Raw genomic sequence first — 17,069 nt, forward strand, 5'->3', positions numbered from 1 at the left:
AACAGCAGCGGAAGCAGCAGGGACGGCACGCAGCGGCGGACGAGGGGCATGGTGACGGCGCGGGACGGATTGGACTCCGTCACGCTACGCGGCACCGGCGCGCATGCCATCTGCCGGATTCCCGAGTTGCAACGGGAAGCCGCTGATTATTTGCTGGTTTTTACTGCAGAAAGCAGCAGGAAAGACGGCATTGACCGGGTCAATGCCGGGGGATCAGCGCACCGGGATGCCGGCCATCCGGGCGAATCTGGCGTAGTAGACCGCCGAGGCGAAGAACAGGGTGCACAGCGCGATCTCGATGCCGGCGCAGACACGGGACAGGAGTACGGTGTCCGACCAGGCCCGCATCACGCCTTCGGCAAAGAAGAACAGGATGAACATGCTCGCCCACTGGTAGGTGTAGACCCGGCCGCGCAGGACGCCGAACAGCGGCGCCAGCAGCAGCAGGCTCTTCAGCGCCATCAGGCTGCCGCCCGGACGCAGCGGCGCCAGCCACAGCTCCCATGCCAGGGTCAGCACGATCAGGCCGATCAGGCTGGTGATCGCCCCCCAGTGGCACACGGCGATCCGGTTCATGCGTCCTGCTCCTTGCGTGGCTGCGGCTTGCCGAGCCAGCCCGAGCAGATGATGCCCAGTTCGTACAGCAGCCACAGCGGCAGTGCCAGCATGATCTGCGACAGCACGTCCGGCGGTGTGACCACGGCGGCGACGACAAACGAGCCGACGATCACGTACGGACGGGCTTCGCGCAGTTTTTCGACGGTGATGATGCCGAAACGCGTCAGCAGCACGACGATGACCGGCACTTCGAAGGTGATGCCGAAGGCGAGGAACATGCCGAGCACGAACGACAGGTATTTGTCGATGTCGGTCATCATCGCCACGCCATGCGGGGTGACGGCGGTCATGAAGCCGAATACCACCGGGAATACCAGGAAGTAGGCGAACGACATGCCGATCAGGAACAGCGAGATCGACGCCACCATCACCGGCAGGATCAGCCGCTTCTCGTGGCTGTACAGCCCCGGGGCGACAAAGGACCACAGCTGGTACAGCGTGTTCGGCAGCGCCAGCACGAAGGCGACCATCATCGTCACCTTCAGCGGGACGAAGAACGGCGTGGTGACGTCGGTGGCGATCATCTGCGCACCGGCCGGCATCACCTGCATCATCGGTCGCGCCAGCAGCGCGTAGATGTCGCCGGACCAGTGGAACAGCGCAAGAAAGACGATGACGATGCCGAGGATCACGCGCACCAGGCGCGTGCGCAACTCGAGCAGGTGCGCGACGAGGGGTTGTTCGGTAGCGGGTTCGGTCATGCGGCCTTGCTGGAAACGTCGCCGGCCGCAGGCGGGGTGGCCGGCGGCGGCGGGGCGGTGGCAAACAGGTCGAGCTGGCCGTCGTCGACGTCCGGCGCCGGCTGACCGTCGGTCGCCGGGGCATCGCTGGCGGCGACGCTGACCGTGTCGGTCGCAGTGGCGGCAGGCACGGTGTCAGCCGTCGCGGCATCGGCGCGCAGGTCGAAGGCGGCGGCCACGCTGTCGCCGGCTTCACGCACGGCGGCGCCGGCCTCGGCCAGCGGTGCCTCGATGCCGGACTTGACGTCGTTGACCGCGCCTTCCACTTCGCTCATCTGGCGATGGATGGTCTGGCGCAGGTTGTCGGCGGCATCGGTCATTTCGCTGCCCAGTTGCCTGAGTTCGCTGAAACTGGTCTCGCGCTGGATGTCGGTCTTGACGTCATTGACGTAGCGCTGGAGCCGGCCGACCAGGGCGCCGACGGTACGGGCGACACTGGGCAGCTTCTCCGGCCCGATGACCACCAGCGCGACGATGCCGATGACCAGCAGCTCGCCGAAACTGATGTCGAACACGGCTTACTTCTTGTCAGTCGGTTCGGCGTCGATCACGCGGCCTTCCTTCTGCGCCGCGCTGTCGTCGGCCTTGGCGGCGGGAGTGGCGTCACTGTTCATGCCGTCCTTGAAGCCCTTGACGGCGGAGCCCAGGTCCTGACCGACGTTGCGCAGCTTCTTGGTGCCGAAAATCAGCACCACAACGACCAGCACGATGAGCCAGTGCCAAATGCTGAACGATCCCATAATGTCCTGCCTTCAGATATCGATGTTGCCCCCGCGCGGCGGGTGCGGATGGTAAGTAAATGCCCGTCCCGGCGGGAAGCGGGGGATTGGCGGCGTCGCCGCGCGCGATTTTACGCTGCTTCGCCCAGTACGTGGACGTGCAGATGAAACACTTCCTGCCCGCCGGCCTCGCCGGTATGCACGATGGTCTTGTAGCCTTCGCTGAGGCCCTGCTCGCGCGCGAGTTTCGACGCGGTGACCATCAGTTTGCCGAGCAGCGGTGCATCGCTGTCGTCGACCACGAACAGCGAGTCGATATGCCGTTTCGGGATCACCAGAAAGTGCACCGGTGCCTTCGGATGGATGTCGTGGAAGGCCAGCACGTCGTCGTCTTCATACAGCTTGCTCGACGGGATGTCGCCGTGGGCGATCTTGCAGAAAATGCAGTCGGTCATGAGGAAAAACCTTGCGGATGCGGTCAGGAAGCGGTCCGCGACGCTTTTTCGTCGTGGCCCGAGATGCCTTCGCGGCGCTTGAGCTCGGCCAGCACGTCCTCGGGACGCAGGCCGTGGAAGGCAAGCAGCACCATCGAGTGGAACCACAGATCCGCCACTTCCCGCACCAGGTGCAGCTTGTCGCCGTCCTTGGACGCCATCAGCGTCTCGGCGGCTTCTTCCGCAACCTTCTTCAGGATGGCATCTTCGCCCTTGTTGAACAGGCTCGCCACGTAGGACGAGCTCGGGGCCGCGCTTTTGCGCGCTTCGAGCGTGTCGGCAATGCTGTACAGCACTTCGGCGGGAATCATGGTTCGCACTTTCGTGAGTCTGGGGAGTTACCGGCGCCAGTCTAACGGCACCGGATGACAAAAGCAGCCCGGCAGGTCAAGAAAACCGCATGCCGGGCCCGGATTCAATGCGCGTCCGGTTTGCCGTAGATCGCTTGCGGATCCTTTTTCACCGCGTCGGTCACGATCCAGGCACTGCCTTCGAGCCGGCGGTAGAAGCAGCTTTCGCGGCCGGTGTGGCAGGCAATGCCGCCAACCTGCTCGATCAGCAGCAGCACGGCGTCGCCATCACAGTCGAGGCGGATTTCCTCCACGCGCTGCAGATGGCCGGACTCTTCGCCCTTTTTCCACAGTTTGGCGCGCGAGCGGCTCCAGTAATGCGCGATATGGGTGTCGGCGGTCAGCTGCAACGCTTCGCGGTTCATCCACGCCACCATCAGGATGCGGCCGGTGCGCGCATCCTGGGCAATGACGTTGACCAGCCCCTGTTCGTTGTAATGGACCAGATCGGCCCAGTCCTGCGGGTGCATCGTACTCATCGTGCTTCTCCTGGCTGCCGGGCCGGCGATACGTTCGCCGGCTTAAATGCTTAGAGTCGGACTTCAATGCCCTGCGCGCGCATCAGCGCCTTGGCCTCGCCGACAGTATGCTCCCCGAAGTGGAAGATGCTGGCGGCCAGCACGGCATCGGCATGGCCTTCGATGACGCCGTCGGCCAGATGCTGCAGGTTGCCGACGCCGCCGGATGCAATCACCGGCACGTCGACGGCATCGCTGACCGCTCGGGTCAGCGGCAGGTTGAAGCCGATGCGGGTGCCGTCGCGGTCCATTGACGTCAGCAGGATTTCACCGGCGCCCAGCGCCTGCATCCTGCGCGCCCATTCGACCGCATCGAGCCCGGTGGCGTTGCGGCCGCCATGGGTGAACACTTCCCAGCGGTCATTCTCCGGCGAGACGCTCTTGGCGTCGATGGCGACGACGATGGCCTGCGAGCCGAAGCGGGCGGCGCAGTCGGCCACCAGTTGCGGGTTGGTGACCGCCGAGGTGTTGATGCTGACCTTGTCGGCGCCGGCATTCAGCAGCCGGCGGACATCGTCCACCGCGCGGACGCCGCCGCCGACCGTCAGCGGAATGAAGACTTCCGCCGCCACCGACTCGATCACGTGCAGGATGATGTCGCGTGCGTCGCTGGAGGCGGTGATGTCGAGAAAGGTCAGTTCGTCCGCGCCCTGCTCGTTGTAGCGTCGCGCGATTTCGACCGGATCGCCGGCATCGCGCAGGCCGACGAAATTGACACCCTTGACCACCCGTCCGGCGGTCACGTCAAGGCAGGGGATGATACGTTTGGCTAGCGACATGGAGTCGGTCTGTTCCTGTTGGGTGAACGCGCGGCACGCCGCGACACCCGCCCCCTCGCGAGGGCGGGCCGGTACGCGGCGGCCGCGCCGCCGGGCCCCTTACGCGGCCAGCGTGTCGGCCAGATCCTGCGCGGCCTTGAAGTCGAGCGTACCTTCATAGATGGCGCGACCGGTGATCGCCCCCTCGATGCCTTCGCTCTCGACGGCAGACAGCGCGCGCACGTCGTCGAGGTTGGTCAGGCCGCCGGAGGCAATGACCGGGATGGTCAGCGCCTGGGCCAGCTTGACGGTCGCTTCGACGTTGACACCGGACAGCATGCCGTCGCGGCCGATATCGGTGTACACCACCGACTCGGCACCGTAGTCCTGGAAGCGTTTCGCCAGGTCGACGACGTTCTGGCCGGTCAGTTTGGCCCAGCCGTCGACGGCGACATTGCCGTCCTTGGCGTCGAGACCGACGATGACATGGCCGGGGAAGGCGTCGCAGGCGTCACGCAGGAAACCGGGGGTCTTGACCGCAGCAGTGCCGATGATGACGTAGGTCAGGCCGAGGTCGAGATAGCGCTCGATGGTGTCGAGATCGCGAATCCCGCCCCCCAGCTGGACCGGCATGTCATCAGCCACTTCGGTCAGGATGTCGCGGATCACGCCGAGATTCTTCGGCTTGCCGGCAAAGGCACCGTTGAGATCGACGAGGTGCAGGCGACGAGCCCCCTGATCGCGCCAGTGCGTGGCGACTTCGACCGGGTTGTCGGAGAACACGGTGGCATCTTCCATGACACCTTGGCGCAAACGGACGCATTGTCCGTCTTTCAGATCGATGGCGGGAATGAGCAGCATGATTGCCAGATTTACAAATGGTTGGGTTGAGTCCACTGTTCCAGCGGACAATCCGGACTCGCCGGGATACTGGCGGTGTCCGACAAAAGCACGGTACGAGCCTCGCGGCGATCGCGTCCGAGCACGGCAGCGTACAGCACCCGGTCATGACCGAGCGCCCCACGCCAGTTAACTTTGATGATGCCGGCGCGATCCGCGCCATACCGCCGTGCGCCGCCCCAGGCCGACTGCGTCAGCTGGACATCGTGCACATCGCCGGACGGGTGATAGCAGCCGAGCACGGCACGGCCGACATCGTCGAGCAGCGCGGGTTTCGGTACATGTTCGGGCGGGCGGTCGGCCAGCGGCAGCAGGTTCACCAGCATCAGCAGCGCCATGGCACTCATGTCCGGGCCACGCATCCGCGGGCAGTGACGGATGTCATGCGTCGCTCCCGTCCCAGCCGATGAAATTGTCCAGCAGCCGCAGACCGGCCGCCGCGCTTTTCTCCGGGTGGAACTGGGTGGCGAACACATTGCCGCGCCCGAGGATGGCCGAAAAGGCAAACGGATATTCCGCAAAGCCGAGGCTCAATGCAGGGTCGGCCGGCGCCATGTAGTAACTATGGACGAAATAAAACCGCGCGCCATCTTCCACGCCGTCGAACAGCGGGTGACGGCGGGTCTGCCAGACTTCGTTCCAGCCCATGTGCGGCACCTTGAGCCGCGCACCGGCCGCATCGAGCTGGCCGCTCGGGAAACGCTTGACCGTGCCGGGGTAAAAACCGAGCGCGGCGGTGTCGCCTTCCTCGCTGTGGTCGAGCAGCAGTTGCGCGCCGACGCAGACACCAAAGAACGGCTTGTTGCGGGCGGCGTCCAGCACCACGTCGCGCAGCCCGGACTGCACCAGCCCGGCCATGCAGTCGCGCATCGCGCCCTGCCCCGGAAACACCACCTTGTCGGCAGCGGCCACCAGCTCGGGCCGGTCTGTCAGCAGGATCTCGGCCCGCCCGGCGGACACATGCTCCAGCGCCTGGGTGACCGAGCGCAGATTGCCCATACCATAATCGACGACTGCGATTTTCATGCCGTCAGCGTCCCTTTGGTCGACGGCGTGCGGCCGGCCATGCGTTCATCGGGTTCGACCGCCATGCGCAAGGCACGGCCAAAGGCCTTGAACACGGTCTCGGCCTGGTGATGGCTGTTGACGCCGCGCAGGTTGTCGATATGCAGCGTGACCATCGCGTGATTGACGAAACCGTGGAAGAACTCGCTGAACAGGTCGACGTCGAAGCTGCCGATCGTCGCGCGGGTGAATTCCAGGTTGTAGACCAGGCCCGGACGGCCGGACAGGTCGATGACCACGCGCGACAGTGCCTCGTCGAGCGGCACGTAGGCGTGACCGTAGCGGCGGATGCCGCGCTTGTCGCCGATCGCCTGCGCGAAGGCCTGGCCCAGCGTGATGCCGATATCCTCGACCGTGTGGTGCGCGTCGATATGCAGGTCGCCGGCCGCCTCGATATCGAGGTCGATCAGGCCGTGGCGCGTGATCTGGTCGAGCATGTGATCGAGGAAGGGCACGCCGGTCCGGAAGCGGCCGACCCCGGTGCCGTCGAGGTCGATCGACACCGTGATCTGGGTTTCAAGGGTATTGCGGGTAACGGTAGCTTGGCGCATGTCAGGCAAACAGTGCATTGAGGACCGCCAGCATGGCGGCATTGTCTTGTGGCGTGCCCACGGTCAGCCGCAGGCAGTTGTCGAGCATCGGGTGGGCGCCGTGCAGATTCTTGATCAGGATGCCGGCTTCCTTCAGCGCTGCATAGGTCGCAGGGGCATCCGGTACGCGGATGGTGATGAAATTCGCCTCGCTCGGATAGACGGTCAGTGCCGGCAGGCGGGCCAGCGCGTCGGACAGCCGGCGGCGTTCGGCGCGCAGCTGCGTTGCCTGCCGGTCCAGCACGTCGAGGTGTTCGAGCGCGAACAGCGCGGCAGTCTGGGTCAGCACGTTGACGTTGTACGGCAGCCGCACCTTGTCGAATTCGGTCAGCCACGCCGGACTGCCGGCCAGGAAGCCCAGTCGCAGCCCGGCCAGGCCGAGCTTGGACAGCGTGCGCATCACCACCACATTGTCGAATTCGCCCAGTCGCGGCAGGAACGAGTCGTCGGCAAAGGCGTGATAGGCCTCGTCGATCACCACCAGGCCCGGGCTGGCCGCGCGGATCACGTCCTCGACCGTGGCACGGTCGAAGCGCGGCCCGGTCGGGTTGTTCGGATAGGACAGGAAGGTCAGCGCCGGACGATGCTCGCGCACGGCGGCCAGTGTGGCGTCCAGGTTGATCTGGAAATCGTCGCGCAGCGGGACGCCGACATATGCCAGCCCGCAGAAGGTGGCGATCATCCGGTACATGACGAAACTCGGCTCGACCGCCAGCAATGTGGCCCCCGGTCTGGCCAGCGTCATCGCCACCAGCTGGATGATTTCGTCCGAGCCGTTGCCCAGCAGCAGATCCATGCCGGCCGGCACGCCGAAGCCGGCGGCGATCCTGGCCTTCAGGCCGGCCGGGGACGGGTCCGGATAGCGATTGATCAGTGCGTCGGCCAGTCTGGTCCCCATCTCGGCACGCAGCGCGTCCGGCAACCGGTACGGATTTTCCATCGCGTCGAGCTTCAGATAGCCCGAGGCATCGTGTACGTGGTAGGCCGCAAGTGCGGCAATTTCAGGGCGAATCAGTGGGGAGGTCATCTCTCAACTCGGGCACGACAACAATTTCGGCAGGCCGGGCAGTCGCCCGGACCTTCATTATGACGCCATCACGGGAAATACCCAGCACTGGATTGCCCGCTGCCGGGCAGCCCCGGCCATCAGTCGTGCAGGCGCATCTCGGCACTGCGTGCGTGGGCGATCAGCCCTTCTCCATGCGCCAGCGGACTGGCGATACGGCCCAGGGTCTGTGCCCCGGCCTCGCTGACGCGGATCAGGCTGGAACGCTTCTGGAAGTCGTACACCCCCAGCGGCGACGCAAACCGCGCGGTGCGCGACGTCGGCAGCACGTGGTTCGGTCCGGCACAGTAGTCACCCAGCGATTCGGACGTGAAACGCCCCATGAAGATCGCGCCGGCATGACGCAGCTGCGGCAGCCACGCTTCCGGATCGGCGACCGACAGTTCCAGGTGCTCGGGCGCGATGCGGTTGGAGATGTCGCACGCCTCGGCCAGGTCGGCGACCTGGATCAGCGCGCCACGGTTGGCCAGGCTGGCGGCAATGATGTCGCGGCGCGGCATGGTCGGCAGCAGGCGCTCGATGCTGGCGCGGACTTCGTCGATAAAGGCCGCGTCCGGACAGAGCAGGATGGCCTGGGCGATCTCGTCGTGCTCGGCCTGACTGAACAGGTCCATCGCGATCCAGTCGGCCGGCGTGCTGCCGTCACAGATGACCAGGATTTCCGACGGACCGGCCACCATGTCGATGCCGACCACGCCGAACACGCGACGCTTGGCGGCGGCAACATAGGCATTGCCGGGGCCGGTGATCTTGTCGACGGCGGGAATGGTTTCGGTGCCGTGGGCCAGCGCGGCGACAGCCTGGGCCCCGCCGACGGTGAACGCACGGTCGACGCCGGCCAGATAGGCGGCGGCCAGTACCAGGTCGTTGCGTTCGCCACCCGGCGTCGGCACCACCATGATGATTTCGCCGACACCGGCCACCTTGGCCGGCATGGCATTCATCAGCACCGAGCTCGGATAGGCGGCCTTGCCGCCCGGCACGTAGATGCCGACCCGGTCGAGCGCCGTGACCTGCTGGCCGAGCAGCGTGCCGTCGTCCTCGACGTAGCTCCACGAGCTGCTCAACTGGTGCTGGTGGTAGCGTCGTACCCGGTCGGCGGCCTGTTCCAGCGCGATGCGCGTCGCATCGGGGATGCGCCGGAACGCGGTTTCCAGTTCGGTGCGGGTCAGTTCCAGCGCCGTGGCGGACGCCGGGGTGAAACGATCGAAGCGGGCGGTATATTCGACCAGCGCGGCATCGCCACGCACCTTGACGTCTTCGACGATCGCGGCAACGGCGGTGTCGACCGCCGGATCCTGCGCGCTTTCGAAGGCGAGCAACTCGGACAGCGCGGCGTCGAAGCCGGCCTCGGCGGTATTCAGAATGCGGACAGACATGGACTCACACCAACACTAAAGTTCGTTACGGACCGGCGCGCCGGTCCCGGCGGGAACGCTCAGGACAGCGCGACCTTGATGCCCAGCGCCACCAGCACGCCGCCCAGCACGCGGTCGATGCCGCGTTGCAGGCGCGACATCACCCGGATCACGGCCGGATGCTGGATCGCCAGCACCAGCAGTGGCCAGTAAACCACGCCCAGCGCGAAAATGACAAAGCCGATCAGCGCTTTTTCGCCCAGTCCGGTATCCGGGCGGATCAGCTGGGTGAACACGCTGAAGAAGAACAGCGTGGCCTTCGGGTTCAGCAGATTGCACAGGAAGCCCTGCATGAAGGCAGCGCGCAGGCCGATCTGCTCGCGCGGCGCCGTGCCGACACTGGCCAGCCCGGGACCGCCGCGCGAACGCAGCGCCTGGATGCCGATCCAGATCAGGTAGGCTGCGCCGGCGTACTTGAGCAGGTTGAACAGCCACGGCGTGGTGGCAATCACCAGCGCCAGCCCGGCAATACAGTAGCTCATGTGAACCAGGATGCCGACATTGACGCCGGCGACGGTCGCCATGGCCGCCGCACGCGGATAGCGGGCGGCATTCTTCACCACCAGGAAGAAGTCCGGACCCGGACTCATCATCGCCAGCGTGGCGATGACCGTGATGGCCAGCAGGGTTTCCCACATGGTGCCGGCTCCTAGACCGCGACGCTGGACGCGAACGTGTCGAGCAGCGGGCGGATGATGTCGTGTTTGAGCTTCAGCGCGGCCATGTTGACCACCAGCCGCGAGCTGATGTCGACGATCGGTTCCACCGCGACCAGATCATTGGCCTTCAGCGTGTTGCCGGTCGACACCAGGTCGACGATGGCGTCGGCCAGCCCGACCAGCGGCGCCAGCTCCATCGAGCCGTACAGCTTGATGATGTCGACGTGAACGCCCTTCTTGGCGAAGTGGTCGCGGGCGATGCCCGGATACTTGCTGGCGATGCGCAGCCGCGCGCCCTGGCGCACGGCGGCCTCGTAGTCGAAGCCCTTGCGGACCGCGACCATCATCCGGCACTTGGCGATTTCCAGGTCCAGCGGCTGGTACAGGCCGGCGCCGCCGTGTTCGATCAGCACGTCGCGGCCGGCGATGCCGAGATCGGCCGCACCATGCTGGACATAGGTCGGCACGTCGGACGCGCGGACAATGATCAGCCGCACGTCCGGCTGGTTGGTGCCGATGATCAGTTTGCGCGAGGACTCCGGGTCCTCGGACGGAACGATGCCCGCCGCCGCCAGCAGCGGCAGGGTTTCATCGAAAATGCGGCCCTTGGAGAGCGCAATGGTAAGCATGAAGACGACTTTCTGAAGCGGTTCAGTCCAGCAGCGCGCGGCGTTCGCGCTCCAGCTGGGCGATATAGCGTTGCAACTGGTTCTGCAGCGGGTGGTTGAGATGGATGAACATGCAGCCGATACGATGCTGCTCGGCGCCGTTCTTCTGCTGCATGATCAGCCGGTTGCGGATTTCGAGTTCGACCGGCAGCGAGCCCTGCTGGCGCAGGTCGAGCGAGCAGTCGGAGAACACGGTGCCGATCTCGAAGCCGGGCGCATCGCCCGGCAGCACCAGCGACAGGCCGCCGAGACTGACATCGTAGATCGGCAGCGAGATGCCGCGTTCGCCATCCGGGTTCACGTAGTCGTGCAGGCGGCACAGCAGCGGGCTGGCCAGCGGGGTCTGGATGCGGAAATACTCGCGGCGCTGCAGCTTGATCACTTCGAGCGGCAGGTCGACGACAAAGGCCGGGCGATCTTCCCAGCTGATCAGCCGGGCCGGGCCGGTCACGAACTGGGTCTTGATGCCTTCCGGCGAGCAGACGAACACATTGCGGTCCGACGAGGCAATCTGGCGATTGACGTCATCGCCGGAGCCGATGTCGAACACCAGTTTGCCGGCCTTGGCATCCACCGCCAGCAGCCGGGTCAGCATGAAGGTCTTGCCTCGATTGGAGAACACCGTCACCAGGTTCGACGCGGCAATGACCCGGCGAATGTGATGGACGATCTCCAGCGGCGTGCTCATGGCGAATTTCGCCAGTTCGTCGCTGGGACGAAGCGGTTTGTGGAGCCCGTTGGTATCGCTGGGCTCGGCGGCTGGGGATTCGGCGGAATCGGTCACGTGTTTCTAATCCTGTGTGAATCTTGGGGTCAGGCCTGAAGGATGACGCCTAGCGGTCAGGGCCGATCAGCGCACCGATATCGTGGGCAAACACGTCGGCGCCGCTGCCGTACGGCACATAGACCCGCAGGCGACCGTCCGGATCGTACAAATACGTGCCGGCGCTATGATCGATGGTGTACTCGGCGGCATGATCGCCGGCGACCTTGCGGTAAACCACTTTGAAATCGCCCGCCACCCTGGCGATCGCCTCTGGCGTACCGGTCAGCGCCCGGAAGCGCGGATCGAATGCTCCAGCATAGGCGGCCAGCACATCCGGCGTATCGCGTTCCGGGTCGACGGAAACGAACAGCACCTGGACCTTATCGGCCCGGGCGCCGAGTTTCTTCATCGCATTGGCCAGTTCGGCCATGGTGGTCGGACAGGCATCGGGGCAGTGGGTGTAGCCGAAGAACACGGCGACGACCTTGCCGCGATAGTCCGACAGCCGGACCGGCTTGCCGCTGGTGTTGACCAGGGAGAAGTCGCGCGCATAGTCGATCCCGGTGACATCGGTCGCCGAGAAAGCAGGCGCCGCCGGCTCGGGCGAACAGGCGGCGAGACAGGCAACGAGCATAAGCGCCAGGGCGCGGATCAGGTATTTCATAGCGTCCACGCCAGTGCCCTCCCCGCAACGGGGATCAGGACATTGGCCAAGGCAGGTAGTGGTCCACAAGCAAGGCCGCGAACAAGCCGGAAAGATACCAGATCGAAAAGACAAACGCGCGGCGGGCAGTCGCGTGAGCATAACGACGATGCATGCCAAATGCAATCTGCAGGAAGCGGCCGTTCAGTGCCAGCGCAGCCAGCAGATACAGCCCGCCGGCCATGCCGGTCGCCACCGGCAGCAGTGTCACCGCCGACAGCAGCAGGGTGTACAGCAGCACGGCCAGGGTGGTGAAGCGCTCGCCGTGCGTGACCGGCAGCATCGGCAGGCCGGCACGGGCGTAGTCGTCGCGCCGGTACAGCGCCAGCGCCCAGAAATGCGGCGGCGTCCACACAAAGATGATGGCGAACAGCAGCAGCGCATCCCCGCTGATCTGCCCGGTGGCCGCGACCCAGCCGAGCAGCGGCGGCATCGCCCCGCTGGCGCCGCCGATAACAATATTCTGCGGCGTGGCCGGCTTCAGCCACAGCGTATAGACGATGGCGTAACCGACGAAGGTTGCCAGCGTCAGCCACATGGTCAGCGCATTCACCCGAATCCACAGTATGCCGAGCCCGGTCACCGCCAGCAGCACGGCGAACACCAGCGCCTCGACCGGCGCCAGCCGGCCGCTGGCCAGCGGCCGGCGCTCGGTGCGGCGCATGCGCGCATCGACCGTCCGTTCGACCAGACAGTTGATCGCCGCCGCGCCGGCCGCCGCCAGGGTGATGCCGACCCCGGTGGCGACGAACGTCACCGCATCCGGCCAGCCCGGCACCGCCAGCAGAAAACCGATCAGCGCGCAGAAAGTGATCAGTTGCACCACGCGCGGCTTGGTCAGCGACAGCAGCGCCGCCGCCTTGTCACGCCACAGCCCGGCAGGGCTCAGTACCGATTCACGCATGATGGACTCCAGGCAGCGGATGGGTCGGAAACGGTCTGTGCCGCCGACTGCCAGACCCGCCAGCCGAGCAGCACCACACCGGCCAGCAGCCAGGCACCGACCGCGTTGTGCGCGACGGCCAGCGGCAGCGGCAATTGCAGCAGGACATTGGCCATGCCGAGCAGCAATTGGGTCAGCAGCAGGACACCGAGCGCCAGCAGGTGCCGGCGCAGGCGGTGTTGCGGCCACAGCCGGACCAGCAGCAGGCCCAGTGACAGCGTCACCACGCCGGCACCGGCGCGGTGCAGCCAGTGGATGGCAGTCAGGTGATCGCTGGACAGCAGCGCGCCGGAGGCGGTTTCGCCCAGCGCGCGCCAGACATGAAAACTGTCGCGGAACAGCATGCCGTCCGGCAGCCATTCGCCGCGACAGGCCGGAAACTGCACGCCGCAGGCCAGCGCCGCGTAGTTGCTGCTGACCCAGCCGCCAAGCAGCACCTGGCCAACTACCGCCACCAGAACCAGCCCGACCCCCCAGCGCGCCCGCGCCGCCAGCCGGACCGGCGCCAGTCCGCGCTCGCGGGCCAGCAACACGGTCAGCAGCGCCAGCGTGCTCATGCCGCCGATCAGATGCAGCGTCACCACGGCGGGTTTCAGCAGCAGCGTGACCGTCCACATGCCAAGCAGGGCCTGCAGCACCAGCACGGCCGCCAGCGTGGTTTCCAGTGCCGGTGGCGGCAGGCCGGCCCGACGCGCGCGGCGCCAGCCGGCGACCGTCAGCGCCAGAATCGTCAGCCCGAGCAGACCGGCCGCATAGCGGTGGATCATCTCCTTCCAGGCCTTGCCGGCATCCAGCGGCTGGTCGGGAAAGCGGCTTGCGGCATGGTCCAGCTCATGGGCGGCAGCCGGCACCGACAGATGGCCATAGCAGCCGGGCCAGTCCGGGCAGCCGAGTCCGGCGTCGGACAGCCGCACATAGGCGCCGAGTGGCACCACCACCAGCGTCAGCCACCAGGCGATCCACACCAGTTTGCGCATCAGCCCATCCCCCGGTTGACCTTCATCACCTTGCCGATTTCGACCAGGGCGCGGCGTGGCTCGAATCCGGCCGGGTAGCGCAAGACCAGATTGCCGTGCGGGTCGATCAGGTACAGGTCGTCGAGCGGGTGCATCCCGGGCGCCAGCGCGACCAGCACCCCGGCATCCAGCGCCACGGCATGCACATCGTCGGCGTCGACACTGACCGTTGCCCCGGGCGGGTACAGCCAGACCACGTCGAGCCGCGAGGCCGCCTCGCCCTGCGCCACCCGCAAGCGGCGGGCATTGTCCAGCCGCTGACCGCAGTCGGCATCGCACGGCGCCGGCGCCCAGCTGGCCAGCACCCAGTGCCCCGGCGCGATCGCCACCGGCAGCGGCTGCACGATCAGCTGGCCATAGCTGGCGCCGCCGCGCGGCGGCCACCAGTAATAGGCCGCGGTGGCCAGCAGGATCGGCGCGGCGGTCAACAGCAGCAGCAGGATCAGGATGCGACGGGCGCGGCGGCCTCCGGCAGCGGGCGGGCTCATGGGCGTGTCCTTTCCGGGTGACGGACCAGCGCCGCGCAGACCGCCAGTGCGGCAATGGCCAGCAGTGCCCATTGCAGTGCATAGGCGTAATGCCGGTCGGGGGTCATGCCCCGCCCGGCCATCGTATCGAGCGGCTGCAACGGTGGATCGGTCCGGTCGGCGATCAGGCTGAGCGGCGCCAGCCTGACCCGATAGGCCGCCGCCAGCGCGGCCGGCGGCAGCGCCTGCCACACATCGCCGGCGTGATCCGGCCCGTCAAGCACGCGACGCACGCCCGGCCATGCTGCCAGCCGGCCGTCGACCCGGCCCGCGCCGGCCGGCAGTGCATCACGGGCGGCCCGATCGGCAAAACCGCGCACCACCAGTACGCTGCGGCCGTCGGCCAGTTCCAGCAACTCATGCACCCGCCAGCCCGGCTGGCCGTTGCGGGTCACGTTGTCGAGCAGGATCGGCGGCGAGACCACCCGGCCGACCAGGGTCACCCGCCGGCCGATCCAGGCACCGGTATCGGCCGGCAATTCATCCAGCATGACCGGTGCGTGGACCGCGCGCGCCGCCAGCTGCATGTCCGCTGCGGCCTGGCGCTGCCCGCGCTGCCACTGCCAGCCGGCCAGTGCCAGGCAGGCGGCGGCCACCATCATGGCAGCCAGCCACGGCATGGCCCGTCCGCGCCGTCTAGACTGGGAGGCACCGTCCTGCGAATCCGTCGCCATGAGATATGTCGCCATTGCCTTGCTCATCCTCATTGTCCTGAGCCTGGGCCACGCGCTGCGCCGCGTGCTGCGCCAGCCCCCGGGCTCCCGGGGCGCGGTGCGTGCGCTGACGGCACGCATCGCGCTGTCGCTGCTGCTGTTCGGTCTGCTGTGGCTCGGTGCGGCGCTCGGCTGGTGGGCACCGCACGGCCCGGGCCGGTAAAGGGCACGGTCACAGCCAGTAGACGAAGACGAACAGCATCAGCCACACCACATCGACGAAGTGCCAGTACCAGGCCGCCGCCTCGAAGGCGAAATGGTGGTCGGCATCGAAGTGCCCGCGCAGCACCCGCAGCCAGACCACCAGCAGCATGACCGAGCCCAGCAGCACGTGCAGACCGTGAAAGCCGGTCAGCATGTAGAACGTCATGCCGTAGGCGCCGGAGCCGAGGGTCAGGTTCAGGCTGCTGAAGGCGTGGTGGTATTCCCAGGCCTGCAGGCACAGAAAGGTCAGGCCAAGGGCAACCGTCGCGCCGAGCGCCAGCACCAGCCGGCGCCGCTGGCCGGCCAGCATGGCCCAGTGCGCGACGGTCACGGTCGCCCCCGACGACAGCAGGATCAGCGTATTCAGTGCCGGCAGCCCCCATGCTTCCATCGGCGTGTAGTCGCTTGCGGTCAGCGGGCCGGTGCTGGCCGGCCACGCGGCGCGGAAATCCGGCCACAGCCACTGGCCGGTCACCTGGCCGGACAGGTCGGGCAGCGCAATGGCGCGGACATAGAACAGCGCGCCGAAGAAGGCGCCGAAGAACATCACTTCGGAAAAGATGAACCAGCTCATGCCCCAGCGGAACGACTGGTCCACCTGGCCGGAGTAGCGTCCGCCGACCGACTCGCGGATCACGTCGCCAAACCAGCCGACCAGCATCCACACCAGCACCGCCGCACCGGCTGCCAGCAGCCACATCCCGGGTGCGATGCGGTTGACCGCCAGCGCCGCGCCCAGCCCGAGCAGGAACAGCGCCACGGCGCCGACCATCGGCCAGCGACTGGGGGCCGGGACGAAGTAGTCGCCGCTGTCGGGGGTATGTGCCTGCATGTCGTTCTCCTTATCCCGCAATCCATCTGACCGCCAGCACCAGCAGGACGATCAGGCACAGCACCAGCAGCAGCGCGGTCAGGATGATGTCGCGCGGCGAAATCTGCCGGTCGCGCTCGGCCGAGCGGCGGCCACGCACCCCGAAGAAGGCCGCCAGCACGGTGCGCAGCGTCTGCAGCACGGTCATGACCCGCCCTTCCCCGCCACTTCGATCACCCGGTACGACAGCGCCAGTGCGCCGACGCTGTCCGGCACCTGGCGATCGATCACGAACACCACCGGCAGCGTGCGCGACTCGCCGGGCTCCAGCACCATTTCGCGAAAGCAGAAACATTCCAGCTTGTGGAAGTACTGCGCCGCGCTGACCGGCGAATAGGCCGGCAGCGCCTGCGCCCAGATCCGGCGCTGGCTCTGGTTGACGATGCGGTATTCGACATGGGCGAATTCGCCCGGATGCACGTTCAGACTGGGCCGCAGCGGCACCAGCGACAACGGCGACCCCGGCTGCGGATTGGCGTCCAGCGCCACACTGAGGCTGCGGCTCAGGTCGACCTGGGTATTGGCCGGCGCCGCATCCGCCCGCGTCAGCTCGTTGAGCCCGAGTGCGGCGCAGATCTCGCGATAGAACGGAATCAGCGCAAAGGCGAAGCCGAACATCAGCACGGCAATCACCAGCAGTTTGTACAGCAGCACGCGGTTGCCGGCCGCACGATCCACCGTCGGGGCCGTCATCCGCCCAGCCCTCCGCTGATGGCCTGGCGCAGCATGACGCCGACAAAGCACGCCAGCGCGAACGCGGCGG

The 17,069-nt window shown here is 66.7% G+C and carries 26 protein-coding genes; 1 reads left to right on the plus strand and 25 read right to left on the minus strand.

Features of this window, described 5'->3' with window-relative positions; translation table 11 throughout:
• Positions 1-213: 213 nt before the first annotated feature.
• The 22 genes from Q352_RS0111080 to Q352_RS22310 form a co-directional block, all read right to left on the minus strand.
• Positions 214-576: a DUF2069 domain-containing protein gene (locus Q352_RS0111080; protein WP_028499400.1), complete on the minus strand. Its 363-nt coding sequence runs from the start codon at positions 574-576 to the stop codon at positions 214-216.
• Positions 573-1,319, minus strand: a complete 747-nt coding sequence (tatC, locus tag Q352_RS0111085) for a twin-arginine translocase subunit TatC (protein WP_028499401.1) — start codon at positions 1,317-1,319, stop codon at positions 573-575. Before tatC ends, Q352_RS0111080 begins: the two co-directional genes overlap by 4 nt.
• The gene (tatB, locus tag Q352_RS23920; protein WP_028499402.1) at positions 1,316-1,873 is read right to left on the minus strand and encodes a Sec-independent protein translocase protein TatB; all 558 of its coding nucleotides are present in this window, start codon (positions 1,871-1,873) and stop codon (positions 1,316-1,318) included. Before tatB ends, tatC begins: the two co-directional genes overlap by 4 nt.
• A 3-nt stretch (positions 1,874-1,876) precedes the next feature.
• Positions 1,877-2,098, minus strand: coding sequence for a Sec-independent protein translocase subunit TatA (tatA, locus tag Q352_RS0111095; RefSeq protein ID WP_028499403.1), 222 nt, complete (start codon positions 2,096-2,098; stop codon positions 1,877-1,879).
• 110 nt (positions 2,099-2,208) lie between these two features.
• Positions 2,209-2,532 carry a histidine triad nucleotide-binding protein gene (locus tag Q352_RS0111100; RefSeq protein WP_028499404.1) on the minus strand — a complete coding sequence of 108 codons (324 nt, stop codon included), beginning with the start codon at positions 2,530-2,532 and terminating at the stop codon, positions 2,209-2,211.
• A 23-nt stretch (positions 2,533-2,555) separates the two neighbouring features.
• Positions 2,556-2,882 carry a phosphoribosyl-ATP diphosphatase gene (locus tag Q352_RS0111105; protein ID WP_028499405.1) on the minus strand — a complete coding sequence of 109 codons (327 nt, stop codon included), beginning with the start codon at positions 2,880-2,882 and terminating at the stop codon, positions 2,556-2,558.
• A 104-nt stretch (positions 2,883-2,986) separates the two neighbouring features.
• The gene (gene hisI, locus Q352_RS0111110) at positions 2,987-3,391 is read right to left on the minus strand and encodes a phosphoribosyl-AMP cyclohydrolase (protein WP_036386105.1); all 405 of its coding nucleotides are present in this window, start codon (positions 3,389-3,391) and stop codon (positions 2,987-2,989) included.
• Positions 3,392-3,450: 59 nt separating this feature from the next.
• Positions 3,451-4,218 (minus strand): imidazole glycerol phosphate synthase subunit HisF, encoded by a 768-nt coding sequence (gene hisF, locus Q352_RS0111115; protein ID WP_028499407.1) that lies wholly within the window; start codon positions 4,216-4,218, stop codon positions 3,451-3,453.
• A 99-nt stretch (positions 4,219-4,317) separates the two neighbouring features.
• A complete protein-coding gene (gene hisA / locus Q352_RS0111120) occupies positions 4,318-5,058 on the minus strand; it encodes a 1-(5-phosphoribosyl)-5-[(5-phosphoribosylamino)methylideneamino]imidazole-4-carboxamide isomerase (protein ID WP_028499408.1) in 741 nt (246 codons plus the stop codon).
• 11 nt (positions 5,059-5,069) lie between these two features.
• Complete coding sequence (locus tag Q352_RS0111125; protein WP_146745134.1) at positions 5,070-5,435, minus strand: hypothetical protein; 366 nt, start codon at positions 5,433-5,435, stop codon at positions 5,070-5,072.
• A gap of 43 nt (positions 5,436-5,478) precedes the next feature.
• On the minus strand, positions 5,479-6,123 hold the full coding sequence (hisH, locus tag Q352_RS0111130) for an imidazole glycerol phosphate synthase subunit HisH (RefSeq protein ID WP_028499410.1): 645 nt from the start codon (positions 6,121-6,123) through the stop codon (positions 5,479-5,481).
• Positions 6,120-6,713: an imidazoleglycerol-phosphate dehydratase HisB gene (gene hisB, locus Q352_RS0111135; RefSeq protein WP_028499411.1), complete on the minus strand. Its 594-nt coding sequence runs from the start codon at positions 6,711-6,713 to the stop codon at positions 6,120-6,122. Before hisB ends, hisH begins: the two co-directional genes overlap by 4 nt.
• 1 nt (position 6,714) lies before the next feature.
• The gene (gene hisC, locus Q352_RS0111140; protein ID WP_028499412.1) at positions 6,715-7,779 is read right to left on the minus strand and encodes a histidinol-phosphate transaminase; all 1,065 of its coding nucleotides are present in this window, start codon (positions 7,777-7,779) and stop codon (positions 6,715-6,717) included.
• 119 nt (positions 7,780-7,898) lie between these two features.
• The gene (gene hisD / locus Q352_RS0111145; RefSeq protein WP_028499413.1) at positions 7,899-9,197 is read right to left on the minus strand and encodes a histidinol dehydrogenase; all 1,299 of its coding nucleotides are present in this window, start codon (positions 9,195-9,197) and stop codon (positions 7,899-7,901) included.
• Positions 9,198-9,256: 59 nt separating this feature from the next.
• Entirely contained in the window at positions 9,257-9,874 is a 618-nt protein-coding gene (locus Q352_RS0111150) for a LysE family transporter (protein WP_028499414.1), read from the minus strand.
• An 11-nt stretch (positions 9,875-9,885) separates the two neighbouring features.
• Positions 9,886-10,524, minus strand: coding sequence for an ATP phosphoribosyltransferase (hisG, locus tag Q352_RS0111155; RefSeq protein ID WP_028499415.1), 639 nt, complete (start codon positions 10,522-10,524; stop codon positions 9,886-9,888).
• Positions 10,525-10,546: 22 nt separating this feature from the next.
• Positions 10,547-11,347, minus strand: a complete 801-nt coding sequence (locus Q352_RS0111160) for a flagellar brake protein (protein ID WP_028499416.1) — start codon at positions 11,345-11,347, stop codon at positions 10,547-10,549.
• Positions 11,348-11,396: 49 nt separating this feature from the next.
• On the minus strand, positions 11,397-11,993 hold the full coding sequence (locus Q352_RS0111165) for an SCO family protein (RefSeq protein ID WP_028499417.1): 597 nt from the start codon (positions 11,991-11,993) through the stop codon (positions 11,397-11,399).
• A 34-nt stretch (positions 11,994-12,027) separates the two neighbouring features.
• Positions 12,028-12,936, minus strand: a complete 909-nt coding sequence (gene cyoE / locus Q352_RS0111170) for a heme o synthase (RefSeq protein ID WP_051528888.1) — start codon at positions 12,934-12,936, stop codon at positions 12,028-12,030.
• Positions 12,918-13,952: a COX15/CtaA family protein gene (locus Q352_RS20755; protein WP_051528889.1), complete on the minus strand. Its 1,035-nt coding sequence runs from the start codon at positions 13,950-13,952 to the stop codon at positions 12,918-12,920. Before Q352_RS20755 ends, cyoE begins: the two co-directional genes overlap by 19 nt.
• On the minus strand, positions 13,952-14,479 hold the full coding sequence (locus Q352_RS0111180; RefSeq protein ID WP_028499419.1) for a redox-active disulfide-containing membrane protein: 528 nt from the start codon (positions 14,477-14,479) through the stop codon (positions 13,952-13,954). The genes Q352_RS20755 and Q352_RS0111180 overlap by 1 nt, the downstream gene beginning before the upstream one ends.
• Positions 14,476-15,138 carry an SURF1 family protein gene (locus tag Q352_RS22310; RefSeq protein WP_028499420.1) on the minus strand — a complete coding sequence of 221 codons (663 nt, stop codon included), beginning with the start codon at positions 15,136-15,138 and terminating at the stop codon, positions 14,476-14,478. Before Q352_RS22310 ends, Q352_RS0111180 begins: the two co-directional genes overlap by 4 nt.
• Positions 15,139-15,190: 52 nt before the next feature.
• Between Q352_RS22310 and Q352_RS23395 the strand changes: the two genes are divergently transcribed.
• On the plus strand, positions 15,191-15,394 hold the full coding sequence (locus tag Q352_RS23395; RefSeq protein WP_028499421.1) for a DUF2909 domain-containing protein: 204 nt from the start codon (positions 15,191-15,193) through the stop codon (positions 15,392-15,394).
• A gap of 9 nt (positions 15,395-15,403) precedes the next feature.
• On the opposite strand, the gene Q352_RS0111195 is transcribed toward Q352_RS23395, so the two are convergent.
• From Q352_RS0111195 to Q352_RS0111205, 3 genes are read right to left on the minus strand one after another with little or no spacing between them, the layout of a single operon-like run.
• Complete coding sequence (locus tag Q352_RS0111195; RefSeq protein WP_028499422.1) at positions 15,404-16,267, minus strand: cytochrome c oxidase subunit 3; 864 nt, start codon at positions 16,265-16,267, stop codon at positions 15,404-15,406.
• 10 nt (positions 16,268-16,277) lie between these two features.
• Positions 16,278-16,454: a DUF2970 domain-containing protein gene (locus tag Q352_RS22820; RefSeq protein WP_084300092.1), complete on the minus strand. Its 177-nt coding sequence runs from the start codon at positions 16,452-16,454 to the stop codon at positions 16,278-16,280.
• A complete protein-coding gene (locus tag Q352_RS0111205) occupies positions 16,451-16,999 on the minus strand; it encodes a cytochrome c oxidase assembly protein (RefSeq protein ID WP_028499423.1) in 549 nt (182 codons plus the stop codon). The genes Q352_RS22820 and Q352_RS0111205 overlap by 4 nt, the downstream gene beginning before the upstream one ends.
• Positions 17,000-17,069: the final 70 nt, after the last annotated feature.

Origin of the sequence: Microvirgula aerodenitrificans DSM 15089, from assembly GCF_000620105.1 — a bacterium.
Classification (GTDB): domain Bacteria; phylum Pseudomonadota; class Gammaproteobacteria; order Burkholderiales; family Aquaspirillaceae; genus Microvirgula; species Microvirgula aerodenitrificans.